This is a genomic window from Natronosporangium hydrolyticum, assembly GCF_016925615.1.
GTDB classification, from domain to species: domain Bacteria; phylum Actinomycetota; class Actinomycetes; order Mycobacteriales; family Micromonosporaceae; genus Natronosporangium; species Natronosporangium hydrolyticum.
Window position 1 is genome coordinate 4,767,386 of sequence record NZ_CP070499.1, and the last position, 14,779, is coordinate 4,782,164.

The 14,779-nt window shown below is 70.4% G+C and carries 16 protein-coding genes and 1 tRNA gene; 10 read left to right on the forward strand and 7 right to left on the reverse strand.

What is annotated here, in order from left to right; translation table 11 throughout:
• Nucleotides 1-3: 3 nt before the first annotated feature.
• On the reverse strand, nt 4-738 hold the full coding sequence (locus tag JQS43_RS21335) for a helix-turn-helix domain-containing protein (protein WP_239676156.1): 735 nt from the start codon (nt 736-738) through the stop codon (nt 4-6).
• Nucleotides 739-1,088: 350 nt separating this feature from the next.
• On the opposite strand from JQS43_RS21335, the gene JQS43_RS21340 reads away from it, so the two are divergent.
• The 9 genes from JQS43_RS21340 (at nt 1,089) to JQS43_RS21380 (ending at nt 8,069) form a co-directional block, all read left to right on the forward strand.
• Entirely contained in the window at nt 1,089-1,532 is a 444-nt protein-coding gene (locus JQS43_RS21340) for a hypothetical protein (RefSeq protein WP_239676157.1), read from the forward strand.
• A gap of 93 nt (nt 1,533-1,625) precedes the next feature.
• Nucleotides 1,626-1,940, forward strand: coding sequence for a hypothetical protein (locus JQS43_RS21345; RefSeq protein ID WP_239676158.1), 315 nt, complete (start codon nt 1,626-1,628; stop codon nt 1,938-1,940).
• Nucleotides 1,940-2,224 carry a hypothetical protein gene (locus JQS43_RS21350; protein ID WP_239676159.1) on the forward strand — a complete coding sequence of 95 codons (285 nt, stop codon included), beginning with the start codon at nt 1,940-1,942 and terminating at the stop codon, nt 2,222-2,224. The genes JQS43_RS21345 and JQS43_RS21350 overlap by 1 nt, the downstream gene beginning before the upstream one ends.
• Nucleotides 2,224-3,762 carry an FtsK/SpoIIIE domain-containing protein gene (locus tag JQS43_RS21355; protein WP_239676160.1) on the forward strand — a complete coding sequence of 513 codons (1,539 nt, stop codon included), beginning with the start codon at nt 2,224-2,226 and terminating at the stop codon, nt 3,760-3,762. Before JQS43_RS21350 ends, JQS43_RS21355 begins: the two co-directional genes overlap by 1 nt.
• Complete coding sequence (locus tag JQS43_RS21360) at nt 3,759-4,565, forward strand: DUF2637 domain-containing protein (protein ID WP_239676161.1); 807 nt, start codon at nt 3,759-3,761, stop codon at nt 4,563-4,565. Before JQS43_RS21355 ends, JQS43_RS21360 begins: the two co-directional genes overlap by 4 nt.
• On the forward strand, nt 4,562-4,867 hold the full coding sequence (locus tag JQS43_RS21365) for a hypothetical protein (RefSeq protein ID WP_239676162.1): 306 nt from the start codon (nt 4,562-4,564) through the stop codon (nt 4,865-4,867). Before JQS43_RS21360 ends, JQS43_RS21365 begins: the two co-directional genes overlap by 4 nt.
• The gene (locus JQS43_RS21370; RefSeq protein ID WP_420847610.1) at nt 4,864-6,615 is read left to right on the forward strand and encodes a replication initiator; all 1,752 of its coding nucleotides are present in this window, start codon (nt 4,864-4,866) and stop codon (nt 6,613-6,615) included. Before JQS43_RS21365 ends, JQS43_RS21370 begins: the two co-directional genes overlap by 4 nt.
• A gap of 28 nt (nt 6,616-6,643) precedes the next feature.
• The gene (locus JQS43_RS21375) at nt 6,644-6,829 is read left to right on the forward strand and encodes a helix-turn-helix transcriptional regulator (RefSeq protein ID WP_239676164.1); all 186 of its coding nucleotides are present in this window, start codon (nt 6,644-6,646) and stop codon (nt 6,827-6,829) included.
• 1 nt (nt 6,830) lies between these two features.
• Complete coding sequence (locus JQS43_RS21380) at nt 6,831-8,069, forward strand: tyrosine-type recombinase/integrase (protein ID WP_239676165.1); 1,239 nt, start codon at nt 6,831-6,833, stop codon at nt 8,067-8,069.
• Between the two features lie 61 nt (nt 8,070-8,130).
• On the opposite strand, the gene JQS43_RS21385 is transcribed toward JQS43_RS21380, so the two are convergent.
• Nucleotides 8,131-8,207, reverse strand: a tRNA-Ala gene (locus JQS43_RS21385).
• Between the two features lie 174 nt (nt 8,208-8,381).
• Between JQS43_RS21385 and JQS43_RS21390 the strand changes: the two genes are divergently transcribed.
• On the forward strand, nt 8,382-8,627 hold the full coding sequence (locus JQS43_RS21390; RefSeq protein ID WP_239676166.1) for a DUF2630 family protein: 246 nt from the start codon (nt 8,382-8,384) through the stop codon (nt 8,625-8,627).
• Between the two features lie 58 nt (nt 8,628-8,685).
• On the opposite strand, the gene sepX is transcribed toward JQS43_RS21390, so the two are convergent.
• The 5 genes from sepX to JQS43_RS21415 all read right to left on the reverse strand — a co-directional run bounded on the left by sepX (nt 8,686) and on the right by JQS43_RS21415 (nt 14,685).
• Nucleotides 8,686-9,468: a divisome protein SepX/GlpR gene (sepX, locus tag JQS43_RS21395; protein ID WP_239676167.1), complete on the reverse strand. Its 783-nt coding sequence runs from the start codon at nt 9,466-9,468 to the stop codon at nt 8,686-8,688.
• Nucleotides 9,469-9,618: 150 nt separating this feature from the next.
• The gene (locus JQS43_RS21400; RefSeq protein WP_239676168.1) at nt 9,619-10,266 is read right to left on the reverse strand and encodes a GNAT family N-acetyltransferase; all 648 of its coding nucleotides are present in this window, start codon (nt 10,264-10,266) and stop codon (nt 9,619-9,621) included.
• A gap of 27 nt (nt 10,267-10,293) precedes the next feature.
• Complete coding sequence (locus tag JQS43_RS21405; RefSeq protein ID WP_239676169.1) at nt 10,294-11,559, reverse strand: molybdopterin molybdotransferase MoeA; 1,266 nt, start codon at nt 11,557-11,559, stop codon at nt 10,294-10,296.
• Nucleotides 11,556-12,524: a UTP--glucose-1-phosphate uridylyltransferase gene (locus JQS43_RS21410; protein WP_239676170.1), complete on the reverse strand. Its 969-nt coding sequence runs from the start codon at nt 12,522-12,524 to the stop codon at nt 11,556-11,558. The genes JQS43_RS21405 and JQS43_RS21410 overlap by 4 nt, the downstream gene beginning before the upstream one ends.
• A gap of 10 nt (nt 12,525-12,534) precedes the next feature.
• On the reverse strand, nt 12,535-14,685 hold the full coding sequence (locus tag JQS43_RS21415) for a GGDEF domain-containing protein (RefSeq protein WP_420847611.1): 2,151 nt from the start codon (nt 14,683-14,685) through the stop codon (nt 12,535-12,537).
• Nucleotides 14,686-14,779: the final 94 nt, after the last annotated feature.

Here is a 14,779-nt window from a genome sequence, read left to right on the forward strand (position 1 = left end):
ACCTCACTTCAGCGGGGTGGCGCCGTCCCAGACGCGCTCGAAACTGTCCAGGTAGGTGGTGACCATGTCGCCTCCGGCGACCCGGCGCAGGTGCAGCACCGGAGCCTGGGAGGCGGGGAAGCTGTAAATGTGGGTGTTGACCAGGACCTGGTCATCGGCGCCGAAGATGGAGTTGTAGAGCACGGTGCCGTGTAGCCGGAACTCGATCCCATCGACCTGCCGCAACGGCTGGTAGAGCACGATGGCGTTCCTGATCCGGGCGGCCATCGTGTCATCAATGCTCTCGTCGGCGCCGCGTTGGGCTACCGGGCTGCTCTCCGGGTCGCCGAGCAGAATCCGCACGCTGGCCCCGGCCTCGGCCTTCTGCCGGAAGAGGCGTTGTAGGCCGTGGTCCTCGGCGAGAAACAGGCCACTATAGACCAGGACGTTGATGCTCTCCTCGGCGTTGCCGAAGAAGTCCCGCCACAGGTCGGACGGCACGCCCCATCGATGGGGGTAGACGTTGATGATTTCGCTCTCGGCGGCGTTGCTCACCTGGTCAGAGGTGAGCGCGTCGGGCCACAGGTACGCCTCGTCCATTTGCAAGTGAGCGGCTACGGCGTAGCGGTGGCGCCGGTACGGGGTGCGGCCTTTGAGCCAGCGTTCGACGCTCTTGGGGTCGACCTGCAAGGCGGTCGCGAGGTCTACAGGGGTGATACCGCGTTCGAGCAATGCGGTACGCAGGCGGTCGTTCGGCATCGGCTCCCCGCGTCAGGACGTCCCGGCAGATGCTCACGATACGCGAGACTTCTCTGACACGTCCAGCCATGCCCTGACCACGTCCCGTCAGTAGGCCGCATGATCGGTGGGCCGCCGTGGAGCCGAGAGGGAACCAGTGAAGGCGGCTCGATCGACCTTGACGAAAGGGGGAGGCGCCTCTACACTGGATCTTGTGAACAGGTATAACATGTTTAAGTTTTACACCTCGAAAAATTCGAGGGTGGAGAAAACTACAAATAGTTATCTCTCCCCCGTGGAACTTTCTCTTTACATTCGGCGAGAAAGCTTTCCCGTTGGCAGAGGTGCGCTCTGACGAACAGGGAGGTTTCATGGTTCCGCTGACCATGAAGGTGCCAGTGCCGTCCGACTACGTGTTTCCCCACGGTGCGCTGTGCCTGGGGGTCGAGCCGGTGAAGGACTTCGACGCCAAAGGCGCCGACGACCAGGCGCGGGATAAGGAGTCCGGTAAGCGGCTCTGGCAAGTACGGGTGCTCGACCTGGACCCGGAGGCCGGCAAGTTCGGCTCTCCGATGGAGGCAAAGGTCAAGATCGCCTCCGACTACGCGCCTACGGTGCCGGAGCCGACCGCGCCCGGCTACCCGCCCATCGTGGAGTTCACCGGGGTCACGGTGACCCCGTACGTCAACTCGCAGCGTCGCTGCACCGACAAGTGCCGCTCCCGGCTGGCCTGGTCAGTCCGTGCTGAGTCGATGTCCGCTCCGCAGTCGGCCGGCGCGGCCAGCGTCAAGCGGTCGGAGAAGCCGGCCGTCTAACTCCTCTGTAAGCAGGCGCGGGGCGGGCCTTCCTTCCGCCAAGAACTCCAGCCCGTCCCGCGCCACCCCAACCACTCTCGAAAGGGGCTGGTGATGTTCAACGTACCCGAGAACGCCCGTACTCCGATGCATGCCCAGGACGGCGCTGTCGTCGCCGAGCTGGTGTGGCGGGCGCTGCACGACCCGCACGGCTTCAGCCACGTCGGGCCGGAACTAGAGGTCACCGGTGCCAGGCCGGGCGACGTCAAAGCGGTGCTGCCGCTTCTGGAAGACGTACGGATTGAGGACTGGGTTGGCGAGTCTGGCACCTGCTACCGGGACTACGTCGGCGCGTTGCCGTGTGGGTTGCTGCTGCGGCTGATCACCGACGCCGGCTTGGCGGCGGACGTGTGCGGGGGTAGCCGGTGATGCCCCGGCCGGTGGGGTGTGCGGCGGCGCATCCCGAGGACTGGTCGCCGTGTGACGGCCCGGTTGATGCGGTGCGGGTGGTCGACCGTGCCGGCGACTCGGTGGCCGGATGTGTCCATCACGCGGCGGTGGTGCTGGCGTCGGTGGTCGAGGCTCGGGTGTACCCGGGCAGCGTGGCGGGTGCCGCGATCGAGGCGTTTCGCCGGTCGCGGGCACGTCGGCCGTTCCAGTTCGACCGTGCCGGCGGCTGCCGTCTGCCGGTGGTGGCGGGGGGTGGTCGGTGATGCCGCGTCCGTTTGTGGGGGTGGTGCGCGGGGACCGGGTTCCCGACGTGCCGCCGATGATGCTGCAACGTCCGGTGATGGTCCGTACCCCGGTGGTGCGGGTGCCGCTGTGGCTGATGGCGATCTGGTGGTGCCTCAAAACCTTGACCCTGGCCGTGGTCGTCGCGGTGCGCTGGTGGTGGATCTCCGCCCCGGTGCTGGCGCTGGCGGGGTTGTGGTGGCGCCTGGGCTGGCCGGGTCCGGTCGCTGCCCTGGTCGCGGTGGCCGGTGGGCTGGTGGCCTGGTACAGCATCGACCGGGCGTCGTTCGACAAGTGGTGCTGGCTGCGGCTACTGAGCCGGTGGCGCCGGTTTACCTACCGGCGGCGGTGGTGGTCGGCGATGTCCACTGCCGGGCTGGTGGTGCGGTTCAACGGCCGGGAGCTGCTGCCGGAGGTGAAGAAGGTCGCCGCGCGGCGTGGGTTGGATGTGCTGCTGGTGCGGATGGTCACCGGGCAGATCCCGGAAGACTTCGCCAAGGTTTCGGAGCGGTTCGCGCACACCTTCGGGGTGGTGGGGGTGCGGGTGCGTCCGCACCGCAAGCCCGGGTTGGTGTATCTGACGATGGTGCGGCGTGACCCGCTGGCCGGGGTGGTGCCAGTGTTGCCGGTCGCCTCGACCCCGGATTTTCGGGCGCTGCCGCTCGGGGTCCGCGAAGACGGGCAAACCTACGAGCTGCGCCTGTTCGGGACTCAGGTGCTGGTGGCCGGCGCGACCGGGGCGGGTAAAGGCTCGGTGATCTGGTCGTTCGTCCGCTCGCTCGCCGGCGGGGTCGCCTCCGGTCAGGTACGCCTGTGGGGGTTCGACCCGAAAGGCGGCATGGAACTCGGCCCCGGGCTGCCGCTGTTCGCCAAGTTCGCCTGCGAAGACTACGCGGCCATGGCCGACCTGCTCGACCAGGCGGTGACCGTGGCTCGGGAGCGGGCGGCCAGGTTGCGGGGGCACACCCGCCAGCACACCCCCACCACCGACGAGCCGTTGATCGTGCTGGTCGTCGACGAGCTAGCCGCGCTCACGGCGTACCTGGCTGATCGCAAGCTCAAAGAACGCATCCGGGCCGCGCTCGGGCTGCTGCTCACCCAGGGTCGGGCGGTCGGGGTACATGTCCTGGCGGCGTTGCAGGACCCGCGTAAAGAGGTGCTGCCGTTCCGGGACCTGTTCCCCACCCGGATCGGACTGCGGCTGGCCGAATCCTCCCAAGTAGACCTGGTGCTGGGCGACGGTATGCGCGACCGGGGCGCGGTCTGCGACCAGATCCCGCAAGCCCTACCCGGCGTCGGCTTTGTGGTGCTCGATGGTGACCCGACCCCGGTGCGGGTGCGGTTCTCCTTCCTGGCCGATGACGACATCCGCGACATGGCAGGCACCTATCGGCCCGGTGGCGTGATCGACGGGCACACCGTCCCGCCGCGCAAGCCTCGGCCTGGCCCAGCGTCCGGGCCTGGGTCTGGTGCCGGGGGGCGCGGTTCGCGTGAGAACGGTTGGGGGTTGGCGGCATGAGCAATCAGACACGTGACTGGGCGACGTTGTGGACTCGGGTGGCGGCCCGTGCGGCTGCGGTGCTGGTCGCCGCGGTGGCCGGGGCGGCGAGCTTCTCCCATATCGCCTCGGTAGCCATCGGCGCCGGTGAGCGGACCTGGGTGGCCTACAGTCTGCCGATCGCCATTGACGGGCTGATCGTGGTCGGGGCCATGGCGCTGATCGAAGACGGCCGGCTGGGTCGGCGGCCACGCATGGCGGCACGGCTGGCGGTTATCACCGGGGTAGCGGCGACGCTGGCGGCTAACGTCGCCTCGGCCGAGCCGACCGTGACCGCGCGGCTGGTGGCGCTGGCGGCGCCGGTGGCGTTCCTGCTCTCGGTCGAGGTGGTGACCCGTAGCGGTCGTCCCGTGTCGACACCTGACGACACGAAACCCGTCGACCAGCCGCAACCCGCTGCGGCCGAGCCGACTCCGGCAAACACTGCGGTCACCTCGGCGGCCTCGGCGGAGACGATGGCGGCCAGCAAGCCGGCGACCACCGGCGGCAAGAAGCGGGCTACGACCAGGCGGCGGCCCACCGCTGCGCAACGGGTCGGCAAGGCCGTGACGGACACACCTTCGGCCAGCGATGCCGAGATCGCTGCCCGGCTCGGCCTGTCGGAACGCACTGTGCAGCGCCACCGACCCGCGACCCTGCCCGACCAGCCAGCCCCGGTCGAGCCGCAGCCGGTCGAGCCGGAGCCGGTGACCCTGTTCACCAGCCACAACGGCAGCAACGGTGGCGCCTCGGTGCCGACGCTGACTCGGGAGGTGACCCGATGACCAGTGCTGCCAACGGTTTCCGGTCGCTTGAAGCTATCGAGGCTGACCGTCGACAGGTCGTGTCTCGGCTCGACTCGGCCAACACTGCGGCGACCGAAGCGCGCGCACGCGGCGACTACGAAACGTCCGCCGTGGCCCACAAGGCGGCTGCTGCCGCAGAAACCGAACTACAAGGTCTGATCGGCGAACTCGCCGCAATCTCTCGTCATCGGCTCCATCGGAGCGGGCAAGAGTTCCATGAGCTACGCCAGCTCTGCCGGGCAGGGGTCGGCGTCGAACTGGCGGGAGGTGAGCGCCAGTGAGTACGCAACAGCAGACACTACCGGGACTCGCTCCGGCATCACCGGAGGCGGGCACCGGGGAACCGTGCTCGGCGCCTCGGCCGGGATCGCGGGCGGCCCGTCTCCGACTACCCCGCACAGTAGACGTGTTGAAAGAACTGGCGGCCGAGCACGGGGTGTGCGCACGGCCGGTGAGCCTGCGCCGTACCGACCTGGAAACCGGTACGACCGAGCTGGTTGACCTGCCCTGCGGTGCCACCCGCGAAGACAAGTGCAAACCCTGCGCAACGCGTGCCCGGCGGCTGCGGCAACAGCAGATCCGCGAAGGCTGGCACCGGGCCGAGGAGCCGCTACCCCTCCCGGATCGGCCTACCGACGAGCAGCAGGGGTTGGTGGTGCTGCGGGCGCACCTGGAGTTCGAGCGGGCGCAGATGATGCTGCGGCCCAGCGACCCGGACACGCGGGCGGCGGAGCTGGCTGACGTTGATGCGGCTATCGCCGAACTGGATGAGGAGATCTCGGCGGCCGGGTTGCGTGGTCAGGCGGCACCCTCCCACCGGCAACCCGACGACCCGGACACCGGCGGGGAACGTCGGGTGCGTTCCACCCGGCGGCGGCAGGACGCGCCCGACCTACCTCGGCGACCCGTCCAGCCGCGCACCGTAGGCCGGGAGTATCAGGCGCCCGATGGCAAGACCTACCGGCCGTCGCTGTTTCTCACCCTCACCCTGCCCTCGTACGGGCGGGTCCTCGGTGACGGCACACCGGCCGACCCGAACAGCTACGACTACCGGGCGGCGGCGTGGGATGCGGTCCACTTCCCTCGGCTGCTCGACCGGTTCTGGCAGAACCTGCGCCGCGCGGTCGGTTGGAACGTCCAATACGCCGGGAGCGTGGAACCGCAACGGCGGCTCGCTCCCCATGCACACTTCGCGATCCGGGGCACCATCTCCCGGGCGCTGCTGCGGCAGGTCGCGGCCGCCACCTACCACCAGGTGTGGTGGCCGCCCGTCGACGGGCTGCGATACCGCCCCGACCACCTACCGGTCTGGGACGAGCACACCGGCGGATACGTCGACCCGGACACCGGGCGCCCGTTGCAAACCTGGGGTGAGGCGCTGGACCAGGTCGACAACGACCCGGACGCGCAGCCGGTGCATGTGGCCCGGTTCGGGGTCCAGGTCCATGCCCAGGGCGTCACCGCCGGCTCGGCCGACTCCGACCGCTGCGTCCGCTACATCACCAAGTACCTGACCAAACAAGCCGCCGACTGCCACGCCGCGACCACTGATCGGCAGCGGGCGCATCTGGAACGGTTCCACGCACAGTTACGGGTGACCCCGTGCTCGCCGCGGTGCGCGAACTGGCTGCTCTACGGCATCCAACCGGACCGGGCACACGCGAAGCTCGCCCCGGGTCGCTGTCGGGGACGGGTCCACCAACGGGCCACCCTCGGCCTCGGCGGCCGGCGGGTGCTCGTGTCTCGGCAGTGGTCCGGCAAGACCTTGAAGGATCACCGGGCCGACAACCGGGCCTGGGTCCGGGCGCTGCTCGGCCTGTCCACCGACGACCAGGCCGACGACACCGGCGGCGGCACGCGGGCGACCCGCTATGCCTGGGAGCTCGCCCGACCTGGCGACCCTGACTTACCGCCGATCGGTCAACGGCTACTCCGCGCGGTCTCTGAACGTATCCAGCAACGCGTCCAGCTCGACCAGGCAAGACGGGAGGCCAACGCCCCGCCCGGTGACCGAGTCTCCTCCTCCTGACCGCCACCCTCGAACAGAACGGGAGCGCATGCCTACGACAACTCTGGAACCGCTGTGGACAGTCGAGGACGTCGCCACCTACCTCGGGGTGCCGGTGGCCACCCTCTACCAGTGGCGATACCGGCGCACCGGTCCGCGTGCCCGGCGGATCGGCCGACACCTCCGTTACGACCCGGCCGACATCCGGGCCTGGCTCGACCAGCAGGGAGACTGATATGCCCGTCGATGACCTCTGGTACCTCAAGAAGCCTGGCCCGGACGGCAAGCGCCGCCCCTCGAAGCGTCACGGCCAGGGCAAGCGCTGGCGAGTCCGGTTCGAGGATGCTACGGGCAAGCCCTCGACGCGATTCTTCGACCGCAAGACCGACGCTGAGGAGTGGGATAGGAGGCCCCGCGTCAGCGAAGCTGAGCAGCCAGTAGTTAGCGGGCCGAGGACAACCTTCCGGGCCTACACCGAGCGTTGGCAGACATCTCGGCAGATCGGGCAAGCGCTCGATTATCGGCGTCATATCGATGCCCGGCTACGGCATCACCTGTACCCGTACTTCGCCGACCGGCCGATCATGGCGATCACCGTTACGGATGTGCTCGAATGGATCACTCACCTAATGGCGAAGAACGTCGCGCAGTCATCGATTCGCACCTACTTCGACCTACTCAACATGATCTTGAACGCGGCGCTCGTTGACCGGGTGGTACTGGAGAACCCGTGTAAAGCCATCCGGCTTTCGGCAATCCTGCGTGGCGTCTCCCGGGCACCGAAGTGGGTGCCCACCACCGAGGACGTGCGCGCGCTGTTCGCGGTGGTTCCCGATGAGTATCGGGCAGCGGTATGGCTGGGCGCGGGAGCAGGGCTACGCCTCGGCGAGGTGCTCGGTTTCGAGGACGGAACTCGCTGCCTCGACCGCGACCTTCAGGAAGTGCGGGTGGTCCAACAGCTTCGCTTTCACCGGGCAGAGTTCGGCGGCTTCTACCTCGCCCCACCGAAGTCCGGTTCCGTGGGCTCGGTCGACCTGGACGACGATGTTGCGGCGGTGCTGGGAGAGCATGTCCGGAAGTACCCGCCGGTCACGGTGGAACTGCCAGACATCACCGCCGGCACCCCCGACCCGGGAAAGGCGCCGAAGCTCCGCGCGGTTCCGCTGCTGTTCACCGATGCGCAGGGACGTCCGGTCCATGATCAGCGCTGGTCGGACATCTGGGGACGGTGGCGGCGGCAAGCGGGCTGGCCAGCGGAGGGCACCTTTCATTCGCTGCGCCACTACTTCGCCACCATGCTCATCACCGCCGGCGCCGACCCCACCGACGTACAGCGGGCGCTGCGCCACTCCAGCCTGCGGATAACCCTTGAAACCTATGTGCACTGGTGGCCGCGAAAGCAGCGGCGGCGCAACATCATCGGTAGCCAGCTCCGCCCAACGACATCGCCGGTTGAGACTCAAGATCAAAGCTGAGTTGTACTCAGGCTGTACTTGTTGATCTTTAAATAACGTTCGCCCTGGTCAGGCTAGGTAATGGTGGAGCTGAGGGGATTCGAACCCCTGACCCCCTCGATGCGAACGAGGTGCGCTACCGGACTGCGCTACAGCCCCATGGGGCTCAAGCCCCATAGACGGACCAGGACGACCAGTCATGGACCGCCAGCAACGATAGCAGGCCGGCTGGTATCCGTGCGACGCGGTACGCCGCGGGGACGGCCGGTCGGCCCCGGCTCCGCGTACACCTGTTTGTTGGCTTTCACGATGAGATCGTGCGATCCTTCGGATATGAGGGACGAATCGGTGTTGGGCCGGATCGACGAGCTGGTGGATGAGGAACACCGGCTGCGTAGCCAGCTGGCGGCTGGCGTGATCAGTAGCGCCGAGGAGCAGGCGCGGCTGCGCACCGTGGCGGAGCAGCTCGACCAGTGTTGGGATCTGCTTCGCCGCCGGCGGGCCGCCCGCAGCGAGGGCCAGCCCGACGACGTGGTTGAGCCCCGGCCCGTCGAGGAGGTCGAGCGCTACCTGCAGTGAGGCGGGGAGCAACGGTCAGGAGCGGCCGCGACCCGCCGCGCGGGGTCGGGTTTCATCGTTAGCCGCTCGCCGCTTCCCGGGGGCCGCCGGGCTGCTCGATGCGACCGGCGCGCCGGTAGGAGACCGTGGGGTCGGCGGACCAGCCGTCGCCGGCGCGGCGCAGCTGCTCCCGCTGCTCGGCCAGGCGGCGGGCGGCTGCCCGCCGTTCGGCCAGCCGCCGCTCCTGCTCCTGCCGTACCTGGGCCTGCCGGGCGGCGACCCATGCCCGGTGCCGGGCTTCTGCCCGTCGGCGGCGCCGGTCGGCCACCGCGAGCTGTCGCAGGTAGCCGAGGTACGCCAGGAGGAGGGTGCCGGTTACCGCGAACCCGATCCAGAAGCCGGGTCCGACCGTCGCTACCCCGACCAGTTTCACCACGTTGAGCAGCACCAGGGCGGCGAGGGCTCGGCGCCGCCGGTAGATCGCCGGGGACTGCCGGGGTCGGCGCCGTGGGCGACCTATCGCGGTCCGGTCGCGTCGGGTGGTCCGCGGTTTGCCACGGCGGGGGCCCTCCCTTGCCCGACGCCGCACCGGCGATTGCGGCTGTTGATCATGGGGTTCGGGGCGCGATTTGGCCCCTTCCATGTCCTTAGGTCCATGATCAACTGACAAGGGGGGGTTGATGGGGCGGCGGCCTGGGACGGTGCGGCGGCGGCGGGTACGCGACAGCACCCGGGCCGTGGACTGCGCCCGCGCCGCCTCCAGCCGCTCCGTCGCGTCGTAGCGCCGGACCAACGCCGGCGCCAGCGCCAACAACCCGGCGGCGGCCAGGACGGCGAGCAGCACCGAGGTCGGCACCCGCACATCCTCCCGTCCCTACAGTGGTCGACGACGCCGGCCCGACTCCGGCACGGGCACGACCACCAGCGCCGGGGTCAGGGACCGCCTTCTTGGAGGCTACGGTGGTCGCGCCAGGCTCGTCCGACGGCACGCCGGAGCGGGACTTCCCCCGGGTTAGCCGGCGCCACCGCCGCGGCGGTGCCAGCGCGCCAGCAGGCCACCTTCGGCCGCTACGTCCTCGCTGGTCAGGGCATATCCGATGTGGTCTCTCCAAGCGCCGTCGATGAGCATGTACCGGGGGTGGTATGCCTCTTCCCGGAAACCCAGCTTCTCCACCACCCGGCGGCTGGCCCGGTTCTCCGGCCGGACGTTCACCTCGACCCGGTGCAGCCCGGCCGGGCCGAAGGCGTGGTCCACCAGCAGCGCGAGCGCGGTCGGCATGATGCCGCGCCCGGCCACCGCCGAATCCACCCAGTAGCCGGCGTAGCCCGACCCGAAGGCGCGGCGGGCGATGTTGCCGAGGCTGATGTGGCCGACGTAGCGCTCGCCGCCACCTTCGCGGAGCACGATCGCGAACGGCATGGCGCTGCCGTCGCGGATGGAGTGGCGCATGTCCCGGTAGAAGAGCCGGTACGCGGCCGGTGAGTTCAGCTCGACCCACGGCCCGTAGCCGGCAGGTTCCCAGGGGGCGAGCCACGCCTGGTTGGCGCACCGCACCGCCGACCACTGCGCGGCGTCGCGGCGCCGGTAGGGGCGCAGGACGACCGGCCCGTCGGCGAGGATCGCCGGCCAACCCGGTCGGGTCAGGGCCCCGAGGGCCATCACCGCCACCCTGCCACCGTCACTGTGTCACCGTCTTCTGTCGAGCAACATGACATCCACTGTAGATCCAGCTGGCGCGCTGCCGATCCGCTCCCCGAGCACCATCAACGCGTTGCTGGCGGCCAGCCCAGACAGAGTGTAAGGACCGCCCGCCAACGGCTGCACCGTGTAGCCGCCGCCACGACGTTCCGAGACCTGCGCCGGCCGGAACTCCCGCATCCCCAACGGGGACTGCACCGCCGTCAACAAGTGCCCACGTACGCTCGGCCGAAACACCGGTTGAGCGCCGGAGAGCAGCTGGACCGCCGGTCGCACCAGCATCTCGAAGCCGATCATCGCCGCGCCCGGGTCGCCCGGCAGGCAGATGATCGGCACCTCCTCCACCCCGACGGTGCCGAACCCGAGCATCGAGCACGGGTAGACCGCCAGTTCGGTGAAGGCGACCGACCCGGCCCGTACGCCGTCCCGGCGGGCCAGCACTCGTCGGACCATGTCTCCCGGACCGACGCCGGTGCCACCGGTGGTGATGATCAGATCGGCCCGGTTGCTCTGGTCTTCCAGCAGACCGCGCAGCCCTTCCGGGTCGTCGTCGCAGATCCCGAGCCGGTAGACGTAGGCGCCGGCCTCGCTGGCCGCCGCGGCGAGCGCGTGCGAGCTGACGTCGACCACCTGCCCCGGCTGGCTGACCCGGCCCAGGTCGACCAGCTCGTCGCCGGTGGCCGCGACCACCACCCGGGGGCTGGGTCGGACCACCACGTGGGCGATGCCGGTGGCGGCGAAGACCGCCAACAGCGCCGGCGTCACCACCACCCCGGCCCGCGCCAGCACCGTCCCCGCGCCGATCTCATCGCCGGCGCGGCGCACGCCGTGACCCCGCTTCGGCGGCCGGTGGATCTCCACCGCCGCCATCCCCTGGTCGGTCCAGTCGGCGGGGACGACGGTGTCGGCGCCGCCGGGCAGCGGGGCGCCGGCCGCCACCGAGAAACACGTACCCGGCGTCAACCGGACCGGTCGCCAGCTGGCGGCGGTGAGGTCGCCGATCACCGAGAGCCGGGTCATGCGCGCCACCCCGAGCAGGTCGTCAGCGCTGACTGCATACCCGTCGATAGCGGCGTAGTCGAACGAGGGCGCCTGGTGCGGCGCCGGCACATCCTGGGCCAGCACATGCCCGTACGCCTGGGTGAGGTCGAGGTCGAGCGGGGGCAGCGGTGGCAACCTGCGCAGCACGCTGCTCAGGTAGTCCGCGAGCGACGTCCGCGCGGTCGCCGCCCCCGCGTCGACCGTGGTGGTCATCCAGTACGCCCCCCGACACCGAGTTCGCCGAACTCGGCGACCAGAGTGGTCAGCCACTGCCGGAACTCCGGCCCCAGCTCCTCATTTTGGCAGGCGTGCTGCACGACCGCCTGCAGGTAACCCAGCGGCGCCCCGGTGTCGTAGCGGACCCCGCGGAACACCACCGCGTGCACCGGAGTGCCCTCGGCTAGCAGCCGGGCCATCGCGTCGGTGAGCTGGATCTCGCCGCCGGAGCCGGGGCCGGTCTGGTCGATCGCCTCGAAGATGCTGCTGGGCAGGACGTACCGGCCGGCGAGCGCGAGGTTGCTGGGGGCGTCGGCCGGCGCCGGCTTCTCCACCAGGCCGGTCACCGCCACCACCTGCTCCGGGTCGCCCAGATCCGGGTCGGCCGGCGCCACCGCACCGATGCCGTACCGGCTGACCTGCTCGTCGGGGACCTCGACCAGCGCCAGCACGATGCCGCCGGTGCGGGCCTGCAGGTCGAGCATCTCCGGCAGCACCGGCGGGGCGAAGAACTCGTCGCCGAGCAGCACCGCGAACGGCCGGTCGCCGACGTGGGCACGGGCGCACCCGACCGCGTGGCCGAGGCCGCGCATCTCCGGTTGTCGCACCGTGAAGATCTCCGCGAGCTCGGCCGGCTTGCGCACCGCCGCCAGCCGCTTCTCGTCGCCCTTCGCGGCTAAGATGTCTTCCAGTTCGGGGCGGCGGTCGAAGTAGTCGACCATGGATGTCTTGCCGCGCCCGGTGATGAGCAGCACGTCGCCGATACCGGCCTGCGCGGCCTCCTCGACGATGTACTGCAGCACTGGCCGATCCACCACCGGGAGCAACTCTTTCGGGATGGACTTGGTGACGGGCAGGAAGCGGGTGGCGAAGCCGGCCGCCGGTATCACCGCGCATTCAGCACGCGCCGTTACGCTGGGATTTCGGCGTTCGCGCCGGTCGGCGTGAGGGTCTTGGGACATGTAAGCGAGACTATCGGCCGCGGGACTGCCGGGGTGGCTGCGCCCCGCCGGCCGCCGGATCCTCCTCCTCGATCGCCCCGGGATCACCAGCGGGGACCGGCTCCGTCGTCGACGGCTCCCCCGACTCCGGGTCGCCCGCCACCCGGAAGGTGTCCCGGCCCGCCGCCTTCGCCGCGTAGAGGGCATCGTCGGCCGCCTCCAACAGCCCGTCCGGGGTACGGGCATGGTCCGGGTAGACGGCGATACCGATCGAGACGGTGACGCTGATCGGCAGCTCGTCGTCGCCCTCCGCGCCCCGCGGACTGATCACCATCGGCTGGTCGCGCACCGCCATCCCGAGCCGGCGGGCCAGCACCGCCGCCCCGGGCGCGTCGGTCTCCGGCAGCATCACCGCGAACTCCTCGCCGCCGTGCCGGAACGCCAGGTCGACCTCCCGGATCACGCCGCCGATCCGCTGCGCGAACTCGGCCAGCACCGCGTCCCCGGCCGGATGCCCGTACGCATCGTTGACCTCTTTGAACCGGTCCAGGTCGAGCACGAGCAGCGCTAGTGGATGGTTGAAGCGGTGGGCCCGCTCCACCTCCTTGCGGATCGCCTCGTTCAGGTAACGGTAGTTCCACAGCCCGGTGAGCGGGTCGGTCAACGACAACCGCTGGGCCTCTTGATGGATCCGCACATTGTCGACGGCCACGCCGGCCTGGCCGGCGAAGGTCCGCAGCGCCACCAGGTCGGAGTCGTCGAAGTCGTCGCCGCCCAACCGGTCGTAGAGCGCCAGCACCCCCCGCACCCCGGGCGGCACCGGCCACGGCGCCGTCGGCATCACCACCCCGCCGGGCGCGGTGATCGGCACCACCACATAGGTACGGCAGCGGGGCTCGTCGGGGTGCAGCGCGACGCTCTCCTCGGGCGCCTGGTCGGCGTCGATCCGGCCGCGCTGCGCCCGGCCGGTGGTGGCGACCCGCCCGAGCAGGCCCTGGTCCAACGGCACCGTCACCGGCAGGGCGGCGTGACCCTCGCCGATCGCACCCCGGATCGGCACGGTGGCGTGGCCGGTGAGCGTGTGGTTGCGTTCGTCGACCAGCAGGACCGCACCGCGGCTGCCGGCCGCGGTGGTGAGCGCGCTCTGCAGGATCACCCGCAGAATCCGCTCCAGGTCGTGGGTTCCGGAGAGCGTGTCGCCCAGTACCGCCAGATGCCGGCGGAGCTGATCCCGGCTGGCGGTCAAGGCCTGCACGTACAGCTGCATCCGGTGGGTCATCCGGTTGAAGGTCGCGGCGAGCCGGCCGGTCTCGTCGGTGGTGCGAACCGGCACCCGGACGCTCAGGTCGCCCTCGGCCACCCGGTCGGCGGCGTGCGCCAGCTCGGTCAGCGGTCGGGTGGTCGAGCGCCCCAGCCGCCAGGCCGCCAGCACGGCGACCAGGCCGGCGAGCACCACCAGCCCGCTCAGTAACGGATAGAAGGTGGGCGGGTAGCTGCCCGAGGTGCTCAACACCAGCGACAGCGGCTGCCCGGCGGTCGGGTCCAGCCGGCGCACCCAGCGGCCGTCGGCGCTCTCGGTCACCGCATCGGGCTCGGCCGATGACGCCGCCGCCACCGCGGACCCGGCGGTGTCATCGGTGGTCAGCAGCCCGGTGATGCCCGCGGTACGGATGGTGACCGCCACCCCGGCCGCTGCGGCGAGCCGTTCCACCAGCTCCTGGTCCAGGTGGGCGAGCGCCCACACCTCGCCGCCCGCCGGGTCGTCCGGACCGGTCAACGGGGCGGCGGCGGCGAGCGCCCGGAACCGCTCCTGCCCGACCGCCTCGGCCGGGGCGTCGCAGTCGGCCCAGCGCGGCAGCGGGGGCCGGCCGGCGTGGGTGATCGGCGAGCCGTCGCTGGCGAGCACCCGCACCCCGGTCACCGGGCCTTCCCGCACTAGCGCCTCCGCGACCACCTGGCGCTGCCCGGCCGAGGCCGCCGCGCCCAGCTGCGCGGCCGTCCGCAACTGCTGGCACAGCCCGGCGACCGAGCTGCGCACCGCGCCGGCGGCGACTTCAAGCTGGTGCGCTGCCCGCTCCTCGCCGACCGCGTTGACCGTGTAGCCGACGAAGCCGGCGCCGAGCAGGATCGGCGCGAGCACCACTGCGAGGAAGGCCGCTGTCAGGCGCATCCGCAGCGTCACTCGCCCGCCCCCTGCCGCTCCCTCGTCACCGAAAAAGTCATTCGGATGCGATGCTTACACAGCGGGGCAAATGATGTGGGGAGTGCGCAGGCGT